This is a genomic window from Agromyces ramosus (assembly GCF_004216665.1).
GTDB classification, from domain to species: domain Bacteria; phylum Actinomycetota; class Actinomycetes; order Actinomycetales; family Microbacteriaceae; genus Agromyces; species Agromyces ramosus.
This window is the reverse complement of sequence record NZ_SGWY01000001.1, coordinates 524,082-539,241: the sequence shown is the minus strand read 5'-3', so window position 1 is coordinate 539,241 and position 15,160 is coordinate 524,082. Positions and strand designations below refer to the sequence as shown.

General features: G+C 71.6%; 12 protein-coding genes. 10 read left to right on the top strand and 2 right to left on the bottom strand.

Annotated features, from left to right (window positions below; translation table 11 throughout):
* Nucleotides 1–43 precede the first annotated feature (43 nt).
* The 9 genes from EV187_RS02460 (at nucleotide 44) to EV187_RS02420 (ending at nucleotide 11,613) form a co-directional block, all read left to right on the top strand.
* Nucleotides 44–1,285, top strand: a complete 1,242-nt coding sequence (locus EV187_RS02460) for a sensor histidine kinase (RefSeq protein ID WP_130351441.1) — start codon at nucleotides 44–46, stop codon at nucleotides 1,283–1,285.
* 5 nt (nucleotides 1,286–1,290) lie between these two features.
* A complete protein-coding gene (locus EV187_RS02455) occupies nucleotides 1,291–2,421 on the top strand; it encodes a hypothetical protein (RefSeq protein WP_130351440.1) in 1,131 nt (376 codons plus the stop codon).
* Entirely contained in the window at nucleotides 2,408–3,121 is a 714-nt protein-coding gene (locus EV187_RS02450; RefSeq protein WP_130351439.1) for a response regulator transcription factor, read from the top strand. The genes EV187_RS02455 and EV187_RS02450 overlap by 14 nt, the downstream gene beginning before the upstream one ends.
* A complete protein-coding gene (locus EV187_RS02445; RefSeq protein WP_130351438.1) occupies nucleotides 3,122–3,736 on the top strand; it encodes a thymidine kinase in 615 nt (204 codons plus the stop codon).
* Nucleotides 3,737–3,781: 45 nt separating this feature from the next.
* Entirely contained in the window at nucleotides 3,782–4,867 is a 1,086-nt protein-coding gene (locus EV187_RS02440) for a heparan-alpha-glucosaminide N-acetyltransferase domain-containing protein (RefSeq protein WP_130351437.1), read from the top strand.
* A 155-nt stretch (nucleotides 4,868–5,022) separates the two neighbouring features.
* Nucleotides 5,023–6,498 carry a sugar transferase gene (locus EV187_RS02435; RefSeq protein ID WP_130351436.1) on the top strand — a complete coding sequence of 492 codons (1,476 nt, stop codon included), beginning with the start codon at nucleotides 5,023–5,025 and terminating at the stop codon, nucleotides 6,496–6,498.
* 58 nt (nucleotides 6,499–6,556) lie between these two features.
* Nucleotides 6,557–8,374: a DUF4012 domain-containing protein gene (locus EV187_RS02430; protein ID WP_130351435.1), complete on the top strand. Its 1,818-nt coding sequence runs from the start codon at nucleotides 6,557–6,559 to the stop codon at nucleotides 8,372–8,374.
* Nucleotides 8,375–8,477: 103 nt separating this feature from the next.
* On the top strand, nucleotides 8,478–9,779 hold the full coding sequence (locus tag EV187_RS02425; protein WP_130351434.1) for a UDP-glucose dehydrogenase family protein: 1,302 nt from the start codon (nucleotides 8,478–8,480) through the stop codon (nucleotides 9,777–9,779).
* A gap of 1 nt (nucleotide 9,780) precedes the next feature.
* Nucleotides 9,781–11,613 (top strand): glycoside hydrolase family 15 protein, encoded by a 1,833-nt coding sequence (locus EV187_RS02420; protein ID WP_130351433.1) that lies wholly within the window; start codon nucleotides 9,781–9,783, stop codon nucleotides 11,611–11,613.
* A 55-nt stretch (nucleotides 11,614–11,668) separates the two neighbouring features.
* Here EV187_RS02420 and EV187_RS02415 read toward each other — a convergent pair whose 3' ends face one another.
* A complete protein-coding gene (locus tag EV187_RS02415) occupies nucleotides 11,669–12,187 on the bottom strand; it encodes a VanZ family protein (protein ID WP_165391077.1) in 519 nt (172 codons plus the stop codon).
* Between the two features lie 313 nt (nucleotides 12,188–12,500).
* Between EV187_RS02415 and EV187_RS02410 the strand changes: the two genes are divergently transcribed.
* Complete coding sequence (locus EV187_RS02410) at nucleotides 12,501–13,748, top strand: hypothetical protein (protein WP_130351431.1); 1,248 nt, start codon at nucleotides 12,501–12,503, stop codon at nucleotides 13,746–13,748.
* A gap of 87 nt (nucleotides 13,749–13,835) precedes the next feature.
* On the opposite strand, the gene EV187_RS02405 is transcribed toward EV187_RS02410, so the two are convergent.
* Nucleotides 13,836–15,137 (bottom strand): UDP-glucose dehydrogenase family protein, encoded by a 1,302-nt coding sequence (locus EV187_RS02405; RefSeq protein ID WP_130351430.1) that lies wholly within the window; start codon nucleotides 15,135–15,137, stop codon nucleotides 13,836–13,838.
* Nucleotides 15,138–15,160 lie beyond the last annotated feature (23 nt).

Genomic DNA, 15,160 nt, shown 5'->3' with positions numbered 1-15,160 from the left:
AGCCGCGGCTCGGATCGCCGACGGCCCCGAGCGGAGGATCACGATGACCCTGGGGTTGCCGGGACACCTCGCGCGCGATTCGCTGAGCCGGGCGCTGGCGCACGCCGGACATTGCGCCGCGTGGGTCTGCCTCGGCATCGGTGCCGTCGTCGGCGTCATCGGCGCCACGATCGGCGGCGACCCGGCCGGGTGGGTCGGCGCCGCCCTCTCCACGCTGATGGCGGTGCTCCTCGTGCTCGTCGCGCGGTACTCCACCGTCACGCTCACGCTCGTGTACCTGGTCGTCGGCACCGGCTCGGTGCTCGCCCTCACCGTCCTCGTGATGGATCCGGCGTACCGGTTCGAGACCACGAACAACGTGATCCTCGCGCTGCCGCGCGTCGCCCTGATCCTCGTGGGCGGCGCAGGGGTGGGCTCCGTGCTCGCGATCACGTGGGCCGCGCTCGGCTACGGGCTCGGGGAGGCCGCCTCGTTCCTCGGCGCGGTGCTCGCGGGCGGGGATTGGGCGCCGAACGTCGCCGCCGCGACCGCGTTCGGCATCGTGGTCGTGGTGCGCACGTTCGACGGGCTCAGCCGCCGTTCCGACTCGCGTCGCGAGACCGGCCTGCACCGGGCCAGCCAGCAGACGCGAGTGCTCGTCATCCGGCACGACTACGAGCTCCGCGCGACGGCACGCCTGCACGACACCGCGCTCAGCCACCTCGTGGCCATCGCCGCGGCGGGCTCCGGGCCCGTCGACCAGCGCCTCCGCGACGGCATCCGGCAGGACCTCGGACTGATCGTCGGCCGCGACTGGGCGATCGACCACGGCCAGGCCGTCCAGACGGGTGACGCCGGACGCGGCCGCGATCGCGTCGCGCCCGCGGCGATGGCGACGGGCGCCTCCCCGGCCGACGACACGCCGACGCTCGAGGGCGCGTTCGCCGCCGCCGCGAACGCCGGCCTCGACGTGCGGATGACGGGCGACCTCGGCGTGCTCGGCGCCCTCGGGCCTGCGAGAGCCGCCGCGCTCGACGCAGCGGTCGCGCAGTGCCTCGTGAACGTCGCGCGCCATGCGGGCGTCACCGAGGTCGAACTGGCGCTCGGCCTCGGCGACGGCGAGGTGACCGTGGCCGTGATGGACAGCGGCGTCGGATTCGACGAACGCGAGGTGCCCGAGGACCGCATCGGGCTCCGCACCTCCATCCGGGCCCGCATCGAGCAGGAGGGCGGCACGGTGCGCCTCTGGTCGACCAAGGGCATCGGCACCACGATCGTGCTCACCGTGCCGGAGGGCGGCGAATGAGCCGGATGCGCCTCACGCAGCAGGAGGCCGACCCGATCGGCGGCATCACCGCGGCGCCCATCGTCGTGATCGGCGCGGTGCTCGCGTTGGGCGCGTCGATCGCGCTGACGTACGCGCACTGGGGCGAGGTGGGCTCGCCGCTCGTCGCCCTGCTCGGCATCGTGCTCGTCGCACTCGCGGGCCTCGCCGCGGCCATCTCGGCCGCACCTTCCCGCGCCCCGTTCTCGGCGGAGCGACTCTGGCTCGTCGTCGCCCTCGCAGTGGGCGCGGCCATCGCGGAGTACGTCTCCACGATCGGCGCCGACCGCTACATCTACGACGACTTCGGTCCCGTCGTCATCGGCATGCTCATCCTCTCGCTGGCGCCGTACTGCACGTGGGTGTCGCTGATCCTCGCGGGGATCATCTCGGCGGCCGTGCTGTCGATCCTCGTGGTCGGATCGGCGATGACCACCCCCATCGCGCCGCCGCTCAGCGCGCTCATCGCGGTGAACGCCGCGGCGGTGCTCGCCATGTCGGCCGCTGCGGCCGGGTACTCCTACGCGATCGTCGACGAGACGCTCGCGTGGCAGCGGGAGGCGAACCGGGCGGCGCTGCATCGCGATGCGGAGCTGCGCGCGGGCATCGCCCGATCGGTGCAGCAGAGCCGCGTGTCGGTGCTCGGGCGCGAGGTGCTGCCGTTCCTCGCCGGGGTCATGACGTCCGATCGGATCTCGGTGGCCGACGCCGACCGAGCCCGCGAGCTCGCCGAGGCGCTCCGGCGCGCGCTGAAGGCGGGAATCGAGTCGACCTGGCTCGACGACCTCGCCGCGACGGTGCGGATGTCGCGCGGCATCCCCGTCGTCGTCGACGACCCGGTCGGGGCCGCCGCCGACCTCGCCGCCGACCAGCGGTCCGCGCTCACCGCGCTGCTGTCGTGGCTCGGTGAGGGGAGCCGATCCTCGGCCATCCACGTCTCGATCGACGCGGGCGCGCGGCGCCGGCGCATCGTCATCGCGGCCGACCACGGCGCTTCGCCGCCGTCTCGCCGCGAGCTCGATCGCTTCGCCGCGGTGGCTCGCGCGGTCTCCATGCGCGCGGAAGTGTCCGTGACGCGCGAGAATGTGACTGTGGAGTTGAGTCATGTCCCCGATTGAGGCGAGCACGCCGACCGCGCCCAGCGAGTCGTCCGACGGGGCGCAGGTGCGCCTGGCGCTCCTCGACGACCACGGACTCATCGTGGACAGCCTCGCGACCTGGTTCGCGGACCACGCGCCCGACTTCTCCGTCGTGGTGCGCGCCACGACGTGGATGGACCTCATCCGCAACCCCGAGTTCCCGGTCGACCTCGTGCTCATGGACCTGCAGCTGGGTGACAGCGTCTCGATCGAGTCGCGCATCCGTGCGTGCCGTGCAGCCGGCGCGAAGGTGGTCGTGGTCAGCGCACTCGACGACGAGGCCTCCCGCGAGCGATGCATCGCCGCCGGAGCCGCCGCGTTCGTCTCCAAGACCCTGCAGGCCGAGGAACTCGTCGACCTGGCTCGGCGCGTCGCCCGGGGAGAACGACTGCGTCGCCGGGCGGTGGGACCGACCGGCGAGGCCGTGCCCGACGCCGCACCGCCGCGGCACGCCGACGATTCCGGCTCCGCGCACCTCAGCGCCGCGGAGGAGCGCGCGCTGCGGCTGTACGCGAAGGGCTTCAGCACGCACGAGGTCGCCGACCGCATGGACATCGGCTACGAGACGGCGAAGACCTACCTGCGGCGAGTGCGCGAGAAGTACGCGCGGGCCGGGCGACCGGCGAGCCGCAAGTCCGAGCTGATCCGCCGAGCGGCGGAGGACGGGCTGCTCGAGTAGATGGCGAAGCTCTACTTCCGCTACGGGGCGATGAACTCCGGCAAGTCGACGGCCCTGCTCCAGGCGGCATTCAACTACGAGGAGCGCGGCCACCAGGTGCTGCTCGCCAAGCCCGCGGTCGACACGAAGGGCGACCGGAGCATCGTGTCGAGGCTCGGCGTGGTGCGCGAGGTCGACTTCACGATCGAGCCCGAGGCCGAGGTGCTCGACCGGTTCCAGCACCACCGGACCCGCGTGATCGAGGAGCACGGTCGCGACGTGAGCTGCCTGCTCATCGACGAGGCCCAGTTCCTCACCTCCGAGCAGGTCGACGACCTCCTCCGGATCGCGCTCATGGACGCCATCCCCGTGCTCGCCTACGGAATCCGCACCGACTTCCAGACGGTCGCGTTCCCGGGAAGCCGGCGCCTGCTCGAGGTCGCCCACAGCCTCGAGGAGCTGAAGACGATCTGCCGCTGCGGCCGCAAGGCGATCTTCAACGCCCGCCGGATCGACGGGGTGTTCGTCTTCGACGGCGCCCAGGTCGCGATCGACGGCGAGAACGTGACCTACGAATCGCTGTGCGGCGTCTGCTACCTCGAGGAGAGCGGTGGCGTGCTGGACGGCCGGCATTGAGCGGGCACCGCTGACCGACGGCCCCCGGGATGCGAGCATGGCAGCATGACCGTCGTCGTGCAGCGGATGCCTCGCCGCGTCGACGGCGTCGATGCGGCACGCGGTCTCGCCCTCATCGGCATGTTCGTGGCGCACGTCTCGCCCGCGACCACCTCGATCCAGGCCACCGAGTTGATCGCGCTCGCCAACGAGCGTCCGCGCCTGCTCTTCGCCCTCACCGCCGGCATCGGACTCGGATTCATCTCGGGCGGCGTCCACCCGATCGCCGAGGGCCGGAACGACCTGCGTCGGCAGATCGCGGTGCGCGCGGTGATCCTCATCGCGCTCGGCATGCTGATCTGGGCCACGCTGGACCCGCTCGTCTTCATCATCCTCGACGTGTACGGCGTCGCCTTCCTCGTGATGCTCCCACTGCTCTTCCTCCCGCCCCGCACCGCGCTCGCGCTGGGGATCGGCCTGATCGCGATCACGCCGGCGCTCGCGGAGATCGGGGCCCGAACCGAGTTCGTCGCTGCCGTGCGCGACACCCCGTTGCGGTTCCTGTCCGACTGGATCGTGGGTGGTGCCTATCCGGTGATCGTGTGGGTGCCGGTGATGCTCATCGGCGTGGCGCTGGCGCGCATGGACCTCGGTTCACCCCGCCTGGTCGGCACCGTGGCGCTCGTGGGCACCGCCGCGGCCTCCGTGCTCCTCCCGATCTCGTCGCTCCTGCCGCCGCCCGAGGTGGTGAGCGAGGCGAGCTGGTCGGTGCCGCTGCGCGCCTCCCTCGAGACCCTGGGCAACGTGGGTGTCGGCGCGCTCATCGTCGCGGTGATGCTCGCCCTCACGGCGCTCGCCCGGCCGGCCGTGCGCCGCGTTGCCGGAGCGGTGCTCTCCCCGGTGGTCGCGATGGGGGCGATGCCGCTCAGCATCTACACGCTCCACCTCGTGGTCATCTCGCTCGCGAAGCGGCAGGAGGACGGCGTGCCGACGGACGACTCGTGGCCGCTCGTGATCGGACTGGTCGTGGGCTCGATGGCGTTCGCGTGGCTGTGGCGCCGGTTCCTCGGTCGGGGTCCGCTCGAGCGGCTGCTCCGCTGGGCGAGCGGACGCGACCGGTCGGAGGTCGAGGCCGCACCGACCTCGGGCTGACGGAGCCCGCCACCGGGGCCCCACTTCGGGGGACTTTCTCGCCCGGGTCCTCTCAAAAGGGGACACAATCGGGGTAGCCTGACCCATGGCCCAACACCCGAACGTTGGGCTCGCCGACCCGCATCCCGAGGCGCGGGCCGGATGTGGAGGCGCAGATGACCCTGGCTCGGCAAACGTCCGTCGAGACCCCTGCAGCAGTGGTCGCGGCGTGGCAGCGCGCCTATGCCAAGCGTCTGCTGATCACCGACCTGGTCGTCATCGTGGTCTCGGTGTACGGCTCGCAGTTCATCCGCTTCGGCACCAGCGGCGAGGGCCTCCTGATCCCCGGCGCGGAGAGCGCGAGCTTCGTGCTCAGCTACTCGCTGGTGTCCGCCATCCTCGCGATGAGCTGGTTCCTCTCCCTCGCGCTCTTCGCCACCCGCGACCGCACGATCATCGGCACCGGCACCGCCGAGTACAAGCGCATCGCGGATGCGACCATCCGCGTGTTCGCGGTGCTCGCCATCGTGGCCTTCCTGTTGCAGTCGGAGGTCGGTCGCGGGTACGTCCTCGTCGCACTGCCGCTCGGCCTCACGCTGCTGCTGGTCTCCAGGTGGACCTGGCGCAAGTGGCTCGTGCGCCAGCGCGAGTCGGGGGGCTTCTCGCACCGCGCCGTGCTCATGGGCGAGCGCGGCAAGTCCGTGCACGTCGCGCAGCAGATGACGCGCGACGGCAACTCGGGCATCGTCATCGTCGGAGCCATCACCGAGCACGGCCTGGGGGATCGTGAGCTCGCACCCGGCATCCCGGTGCTGGGCGACTACTCGAGCCTCGGGAGGGTGCTCGAGGAGGCGCGCGCCGACACCGTCGTCTTCACGGGCGCCGACACCATCGACCCGCGCGGGATGCGACAGCTCGGCTGGGAGCTCGAGGCCACGTCGACCAACCTGATCGTCGCCCCGGCCCTGACGGATGTCGCGGGCCCCCGCATCCACGCCCGGCCGGTGGCCGGACTGCCGCTCATCCAGGTCGACTACCCCGAGTTCGAAGGCCGCAAGTACGCGGCCAAGCGCGCGTTCGACCTGGTGGTGGCGTTCCTCGCGCTCGTGGTGCTCAGTCCCGTGTTCCTGCTGATCGCCGTGCTGGTGCGCCGCGACAGCCCCGGGCCGGCGCTCTTCACGCAGGAACGGGTCGGCCTGAACGGCCGGCGCTTCCACATGCTGAAGTTCCGATCGATGGTCGTGGACGCCGAGGCGCAGCTGCCGACCCTGCTCGACCGGACCGACGGCAACGGCGTGCTCTTCAAGCTCAAGTCCGACCCGCGCGTCACGCGGATCGGCGCGTTCCTGCGACGCTACAGCCTCGACGAGCTCCCCCAGCTCATCAACGTGCTGCACGGGGACATGTCGCTCGTGGGGCCGCGGCCGCCGCTCGCCGTCGAGGTCGAGCGGTACGACGAGTGGGCCAGGCGTCGCCTGCTCGTGCGACCGGGGATCACCGGGCTCTGGCAGACGCAGGGTCGATCCCACCTCTCGTGGGACGACAGCGTGCGTCTCGACCTCTACTACGTCGAGAACTGGTCGCTGACGGGCGACGTCATCATCCTGTACCGCACCGTGCGATCGGTTGCGCGGGCGGACGGCGCGTACTGATGGCGAGCCCGCGCCGTGGCGGGTCGCTTCCGATCCCGCCCGTCTATGCTGAGGCATTGTGACGCAATCCGAACCCTTCGGCGCCACCGAGCCCGAGGACACCCGATCGAGCCCCGAGCGCAAGCGCCGTCGGCGGCGCATCGCGCATGCCATCGTCTGGCCCGTCGTCGCGATCATCCTCATCGGCGGCGGATTCGCGGCCTGGACGTTGTACGACAGCGCGATGTCGGTGCGGGCCGACCTCGAGGAGGCTCGAACCGAGGTCGCGGCGTTCCAGCAGGCCGCAACCGAACGCCAGCTCGACCAGCTCCAGCCGATCGCCGATCGGCTCGCGGCATCCGCCGAACGCGCCGTGGAACCGACGGCGCAGCCGCTCTGGCGCGCGGCCGAGCTCGTCCCGGTGATCGGCGAGAACTTCCGGGCGGTGCGGGTGATCGCCGAGGGCGTCGATGAGGTGTCGACCGAGATCGTGAACCCCGCCGTCGGCCTGGTCGGCTCGTTCGGCCTGCAGCGAGACCCGGCGACCGGTGGCTTCGACCTCGCCCCGCTCACCCAGGCGACCGAGATCGTCGCCACGGCCGATCGCGTCGTGACCGACCTGCACGAGGAGGTGCAGGCCATCGACACGGATGCCACGATCGGCCAGGTGTCCGAGGCGGTCGGACAGTTCGACGAGATGCTCGGCACGGCGGAGGAGACGATCCCGCAGATCAGGGGCGCACTCGCCGGTATCGGAGCACTGCTCGGCGTCGACGGGCCGAAGAATGTCGTGCTGGCGTTCCTCAACAACGCCGAGGCGAACCCGCTCGGCGGCACCGCGGCGGCCCAGACGCTGCTGCACGTCGAGAACGGCTCGGTGACGATCCAGCGCCAGGTCTCGAGCGCGGACTTCGTGTCGGAGCTTGGACCGGTGCCCGTCGGGATCGACGGGAGCACGATGGAGCTGTACCAGCCCACGACGATCCTCAACATGAACTCGGCGACGAGCCCGCCGGACTTCCCGCTGGCGGCGAAGCTGATCTCCGCGCACTGGGAGCGCACGTTCCAGGTCAAGCCCGACGTGATCGTGTCGCTCGACCCGATCGGGCTCAGCCGCATGCTCCAGGTGACGGGTCCGGTGACGATGCCGAACGGCGAGGTGCTCGACAGCGGCAACGTGGTGTCGAAGCTGCTGAACGAGGCGTACTTCCGCTACCCCGAGGGCGGTGCCGAATCCGACGCGTACTTCGCATCGGCCGCGTCGGCGATCTTCGACCGCATCATGTCGTTGGACTACGACGTGTTCGCCATGGCGCCGGCACTGGTGGATATCGCGAACAACGGCAGCCTCATGCTGTGGAGCGCTGACGAGGGGACGCAGGCCCTCTTCGCCGGCACGCGCCTGCAGGGCACGCTCCCGACGGGCAACGACGGCGCGACGGTGCTGGGTGTCTTCTTCAGGGACATCACGATCTCGAAGATCGACTACTACCTCCACTCCGAGGCGATCGTGACGACGAACACGTGCACGCCCGACGCACCGACGTACACGGTGGAGGTGCGCCTCAGGTTCGACACCCCGGATGGCGTCGAACTCCCGCCGTACATGTTCTCGCGCATGTTCCCGACGTTCCGCACCGAGGTGTTCCTCTACGGCCCGTTCGGCGGGACGACGACGGGGGTGGAGGTGCTCGACGGCACCGACGTCTCGCCGGGCCCGTCGGTCGTCGACCTCGGGCGTCCCGCGGTGAAGTTCACGGCGTCCCAGCTCGACGACGAGGTGACGGCGATGCGCGCCACGTTCTCGGGCACGCCCGACGACGGCCCGGTCGAGGTACGGACGACGCCGATGATCAACCCGACGACGGTCACCATCACCGAGGCTCCCTGCAGCTGAGTCCGCGTGGATCCGTTGCGGCGTGCGACTGCCGCCGGGCGGGAACCGCGTCCTCGGCCGCCGGTGCGGCAGAATGATCGGAGAGTCGGAACGAAGGGTGAGCATGCGCATCTCCGTGATCGGCTGCGGGTACCTCGGCGCGGTGCATGCCTCGGCCATGGCCGAGCTCGGCCATGAGGTCGTCGGCATCGACATCGACGAGCGCAGGATCGCCGCGCTCGCCAAGGGTCGACCGCCGTTCTTCGAACCCGGCCTGCACGAGATCCTCACCTCGGCGACCGCGACCGGCCGCCTGCGGTTCAGCACCGACATGGCGGATGCCGCGGGCGCCGAGGTGCACTTCCTCGCCGTCGGGACGCCGCAGGCGGCCGGCACGACGGCCGCCGACCTCCGCTACGTCGACGCGGCCTTCGAATCGCTGCTGCCGCACCTCGCCGACGGCGCGCTCGTCGTCGGCAAGAGCACGGTCCCCGTGGGCACGGCCGCCCGCCTCGCCGCGCGCCTGACCGAGGTCGCGCCCCACGCGAGCCTCGCCTGGAATCCCGAGTTCCTGCGCGAGGGGTTCGCCGTGAAGGACACGCTGGCGCCCGATCGGCTCGTCTACGGCGTGGCCGACGACCACGCGGCCTCCGTGCTCGACCGTGTCTACCGCGCGGCCGTGGAGGCGGGAACCCCCCGCGTCGTCACCGACTATGCGACGGCGGAGCTCGTGAAGGCGGCGGCGAACGCGTTCCTGGCCACGAAGATCAGCTTCATCAACGCGATGTCCGAGCTCGCCGACGCGACCGGTGCCGACGTCACCGCGCTCGCCGACGCCATCGGACACGACGCGCGCATCGGCCGGCGGTTCCTGAATGCCGGCGTCGGCTTCGGCGGCGGCTGCCTGCCGAAGGACATCCGCGCGTTCACGGCGCGGGCCGAGGAGCTCGGCCGCGGCGACTCGCTCGCGTTCCTCCGCGAGGTGGACGCGATCAACATGCGACAGCGGCAGCGGGTCGTCGACCTCGCCGTGGCGGCCCTCGGCGGCTCCGTCCACCGCAAGCGGATCACCGTGCTCGGCGTCACGTTCAAGCCCGAGTCCGACGACGTGCGCGACTCGCCCGCCCTCGACGTCGCGGTGCACCTCAAGGGACTCGGCGCCGAGGTCGTGGCCACCGACCCCGAGGGCATCGAGAACGCCCGGCTGCGGCATCCGCAGCTCGACTACACGTCGTCCACGCAGGAGGCCCTGCGGGGCGCCGAGCTCGTGGTCCTCGTGACCGAGTGGCGCGAGTACCGTGCGCTCGACCCGGTGGCGACCGGCCGGCTCGTGGCGGAGCGTCGCATCATCGACGGCCGCAACGTGCTCGACGCCGCCGCGTGGCGCGCGGCCGGGTGGCAGGTCCGCGGACTCGGCCGGCCCTGACATGCCGCAGGCGATCGAGCGGTACGCCGTCGTCGGCGACTGCCGCACCGCCGCCCTGATCGGGCCGGACGGCTCGATGGACTGGCTCTGCCTGCCCCGGTTCGACTCCGCGTCGGCGTTCGGAGCGCTCCTCGGCGATGCCGAGCAGGGCCGTTGGCAGCTGCGGCCGGCGGACGCCACGGCCGTCGCGTCGCGATCGTACGCGACCGACACGTTCACCCTGGTGACCCGCTGGACGACGGCCGACGGCGAGGTGGAGGTCACCGAGCTCATGCCGGTGCGCGACGGCTCCGACCGCCGGGGCGACGTCATCCGCCGGATCCGCGGCGTCCGCGGGCGCGTGCGCATGGAGCAGGAGCTCCGCGTGCGCTTCGACTACGCCGCGGCACTGCCGTGGATGCGTCAGGTCGGCACCCCCGATGCCCCGGCCCTCCTGGCCGTGGCGGGGCCGGATGCGCTCGTCCTGCGCGGCCGTCGCTTCGTGGCCGGCGACCGCGTGCATTCCGATGCGTTCGAGGTGGCCGAGGGCGAGACCGTCGACCTCCAGCTCTCGTGGTTCCCGGCGCACCTGCCGGTGCCGGGCCCCCTCGACGTCGACGCCTGCATCGCCGACACCGCCGCCTGGTGGCGGTCGTGGCTGCACGCGTGCGTCGCGCCCGGCGCCTACGACGAGGAGGTCCGCCGGTCGCTGCTCGTGCTGCGCCTGCTGACCCACGAGGACACGGGCGGCATCGTCGCCGCCGCGACCACCAGCCTCCCGGAGGACTTCGGCGGCTCCCGCAACTGGGACTACCGGTACGTGTGGCTCCGCGACGCGGCGCTCACGCTCGAGGCCCTCCTGCACCACGGCTTCACGCATGAGGCGCAGGCGTGGCGGCAGTGGCTGCTCCGGGCGATCGCGGGCGACCCCGTCGACCTGCAGATCGTGTACGGGCTCGCGGGGGAGCGGCGGCTCGCCGAGTGGACCGTCGACACGCTGCCCGGCTACGACGGGAGCGCGCCCGTGCGCATCGGCAACGCGGCATCCGAGCAGTACCAGGCGGACATCTTCGGCGAGGTGATGGTCGCGCTCGACGTGGGGCGTCACAGCGGCGTCGACGATGACGACTTCTCATGGTCGCTGCAGCTCGCCCTGCTCCGCGAGGCGGAGCGGCACCTCGAGCGGCCCGATTCGGGCATCTGGGAGATGCGCGGGCCGCAGCGCCACTTCACCCATTCGCGAGCCATGCTGTGGGCCGCCTTCGACCGCGGGGTCTGCGCGGTCGAGCTCGATGGGAGGACGGGGCCCGTCGCTCACTGGCGCGAGATCCGCGCCCGACTCGCGGCGAGCATCGAGCGCGACGGCTACGACGCGTCCCTCGGCAGCTACGTGCAGTTCGCCGGCACGACCGAGGTCGACGCGGCCCTGCTGCAGCTCGCGCAGGTCGGGTACGTCGCCTACGACGACCCGCGGATGCTCGGCACGGTCGCCCGGATCGAGGAGACCCTCATCCGCGGCGGACTCGTCTGCCGGTACCGCACCGAGGCACAGGTCGACGGCGTGCCCGGCGACGAGAACGCCTTCCTCGCCTGCTCGTTCTGGCTCGTCGAGCAGTACGCGCACAGTGGCAGGCTCGACGACGCCGAGGCGCTCATGGACCGCCTGCTCGGCCAGCGCACCGACCTGGGGCTGCTCGCCGAGCAGGCGGAGCCGCTCACCGGCCGGCAGGCGGGCAACACGCCGCAGGCCCTGTCGCACCTGGCGCTCGTTCGCGCCGCCGACGCGATCGCGCACGCGCGCGGCACGGCGGCGCCCGGTGCGAGCGCGAGCGTCGCCCGCGACTCGCGATGGTGACCCCGCGGTCGCGCCCGCGTTCGGCCGCGGGGCGGGGCCGGTCGCGAGCCCGGCGCTAGGACCCGGCGGTCGGGCCGACGCGCTGATCGGGTGACGTCGCCCGGTCGGACTCCCCGCGTCGGCGTGCCGCCCGCACCGCGAGCACCGTCGCGAACGCGCCGACCGCCGCACCGACGGCGTTCGCGAGGATGTCGCGCGGGTCCATCGTCCGGTCGGAGAGGAGGCGACCCTGCACCGTCTCGGCGCCCGCGCTGATGAGGGTCGCGAGCACGCCGGCACTGAGGATCCGCAGGACGGCGGGCCAGCGATCCGTGGCCAGCGCCCACAGCACGCCCAGCGGCAGGAACAGGGCCGCGTTCCCCACGAACTCCACGATCGGGTAGCTCGCCCAGATGGGGATCCCGAATCGGGCGAGGAGGTTCAGGATCGGGTCGAATCGGAACAGGCCGCCCTCGCCGTCGACGTGCACCGGCCAGAGCAGCACGATCGCGAGCGCCGCGGCGTACGCCACGGCGCCGGCGGCGAACCACGCGCGCCCCTTCGGGTTCGCCAGGATCGAGGCCTCAGCGACCACGCCGCCGTCGTCCCCGAGTCGGTCGCGGGAGGCCCACCTGATCGGATGGAGTCATCCGGTCAGGCTAGTCGACGGGGGTTCCGCGGAGGTTTCCCCGACGTGTCCGAGCCGTCTCGAGAGGTGGCCGACGTGCCGGAACGGGGGACCGGCGGGACCAGACTTGTCGCGCGTTCGTAATGCGAGGTTAACGACGTGGGGATAGCGTCGAAACCGTCGCATCAGGGGGAGCGGGCGATCATGCACGCGTACCCGCGTCTGGACGTGAACCGTCGGACGTGCACCGGAACCGATCACCACGACCCGGAGGACGCACATGACCGACCGAATCTCCCGCCGAACCCTGCTGGCATCAGCGGCGTTCATCGTACCGACGTTCATCGCCCCGCACGTTCCGCTCGACCCCACGGAGCCGTTGACCAGGCGCACGACGAGTGGGCCCGCATCCGTGCCCGAGGCCACCGCGGCGGTCGCGGCCGTCAGGTCGTACGGCCCGAACGGCACGCACTGGCCGGCGAACACCCCGACCCTCGGCTCCCAGGTCGGGAAGGTCATCGACGTGGCCTGCGACTGGGCCGCGATCGGCAAGGCCATCGCCTCCGTGACCGATGCCCAGATCTCGGCGGGCGTGCACATCCGGATCGCCCCGGGGACGCTCAAGGGCTTCGGCTCGTCGTCGGGCTCCACGCCCGCGCTCAAGGGGTTCGGCCGCGGCACGGCGACGAAGAACATCCTCGTCTCGCCGAAGGACGGCTGGGGGTCGGTCACGATCGGCGACGACGTGCGGCTCACGAACGTGAAGGGCGTGACGTTCGCCCGCATCAACGGTCGATCCGTGCTGCTGACCGATTGCTCGCGCACGAACTGGGCCCATGCCAAGGTCTCGGTCAACTTCCGCATGACGGCGTCGAGCGGGATCGTCCGGCAGTGCAACGCCTACGAGGTCGTCATGGCCGACGCCAAGGTCGACATCAGCGACCCGCTCGGGTATGCCGCCGGGAGCAACGCGAAGATCACGGACTCGGTCTGGGAGGGATGCTACTGCGCGCCGGTGTTCCGGCCGGAGGGGGCATCCGACCACATCGACACGCTGCAGATGTACGGCAACGGCGCGTATCGCGGTCTCACGATCCGCGACTCGACGCTGTTCGGCGCCCTGAACAGCGCCCTGCAGCTCGGCGGCCCCAAGCCCGAGGATCCCGAGCTGGGAACGCCCTTCCTCACGCTCGACCACTCCATCCTCACGGCCCAGGTCGTCGCGATCCAGGCGAGGTATCCCCTTCCGGCGGGCGCCTACGCGCCGAAGCTCGGCCAGGCGATCAACGGCAGCGGCGAGTCCGGCCAGCTGTTCGCCAAGGACTCGTACGTGTTCGGCTCGATGTACACGACCCAGTGGGGCACCGTCGAGAACAGCTTCGTCGCCTACAGCAAGGCCCCGGCGAACAACAAGGCGGTCACGGGCGCCTGGGTCTACGACCCGGCGATGGCAACGGTGGGCGCCGCGTGGTTCGACGCCCGGACGCCCACGCCGACCGACGCCTACCTCCGCAGCATCTGGACCTGATCCCGCCGGCACCGCCCATCCGGCGCCGGCACGGGCGCCGGCACGGGCGTCGGGTCCGCCACCGTCGCGGTGGCGGACCCGGCCGCCTCAGCTCCGGCCCATCCCCACGTACCGCCAGCCTGCGGCCTTCCATGCCGCAGCGTCCAGGGTGTTGCGTCCGTCGATGATCGTCGAGGCCCGCGCGATCTCCTTCACGTGCGCCGGGTCGAGGCCGAGGTACTCGGGCCATTCCGTCACCAGCACGACGAGGTCGGCGTGACGGAGGGCCTCCTCCGTCACGTTCGAGTACAGCAGCTGCGGATGCCGCAGCCGCGCGTTGTCGATCCCCTCCGGGTCGGTCACCACCACGTCGGCGCCGAGGCCCTTGAGCTGGACCGCGACGTCGAGCGCCGGTGAATCGCGGACGTCGTCGGAGTGCGGCTTGAACGTCACGCCGAGCACGGCGACCTTCTTGCCGTAGACCGCACCCTCGAGCGCCTCCTGCGCCAGCTCGACGACGCGCTGCCGACGTCGGAGGTTGATGGCGTCGACCTCCTTGAGGAAGGCGATCGACTCACCGCGACCGAGCTCCTCGGCGCGAGCCACGAACGCGCGGATGTCCTTCGGGAGGCAGCCGCCGCCGAAGCCGACGCCGGCGTTGAGGAAACGACGTCCGATGCGGGCGTCGTGGCCGATCGCGTCGGCGAGGCGGGTGACATCGGCGCCGGTCACCTCGGCGATCTCGGCCATGGCGTTGATGAAGGAGATCTTCGTGGCGAGATAGGCGTTCGCGGCCACCTTCACGAGCTCGGCGGTCGGGAAGTTCGTCACGATGCGAGGCGTGCCGGATCCGATTGCCGAGGCGTACACCTCGTCGAGCACGGCGGCGTCGCGGTCGTCCTCGACGCCGTAGACGAGCCGATCGGGTTCGATGGTGTCCTTCACCGCGTAGCCCTCGCGGAGGAACTCGGGATTCCAGGCCAGCCGCGCGCCGCTCCCGGCGTCGGCAACGCGGTCGGCGAGCCGACGCGCCGTGCCGACCGGCACGGTGCTCTTGCCGACGATGAGGTCCCCGGCCTTCAGGTGCGGCAGGAGCGCGTCGATCGCCGCATCGACGTATCTCAGGTCGGCGGCGTTCCCGTCGCGCGACTGCGGGGTGCCCACCGCGACGAAGTGCACCGTCGCATCGTCGGCGTGGGCGATGTCCGTCGAGAATCGCAGCCGACCGGACGCGATCGCCGAGACGAGCACCTCCGGCAGGCCCGGCTCGAAGAACGGCGCCCGTCCGGCCCTGAGCTGTTCGATCTTGCCCGGGTCGACGTCGATGCCGATCACGTCGTGGCCGAGCTCGGCCATCGCCGCGGCGTGCACCGCACCGAGGTAGCCGCATCCGATGACGGACAGCTTCATCTGGTTCCTTCCCTTGCCGTGAT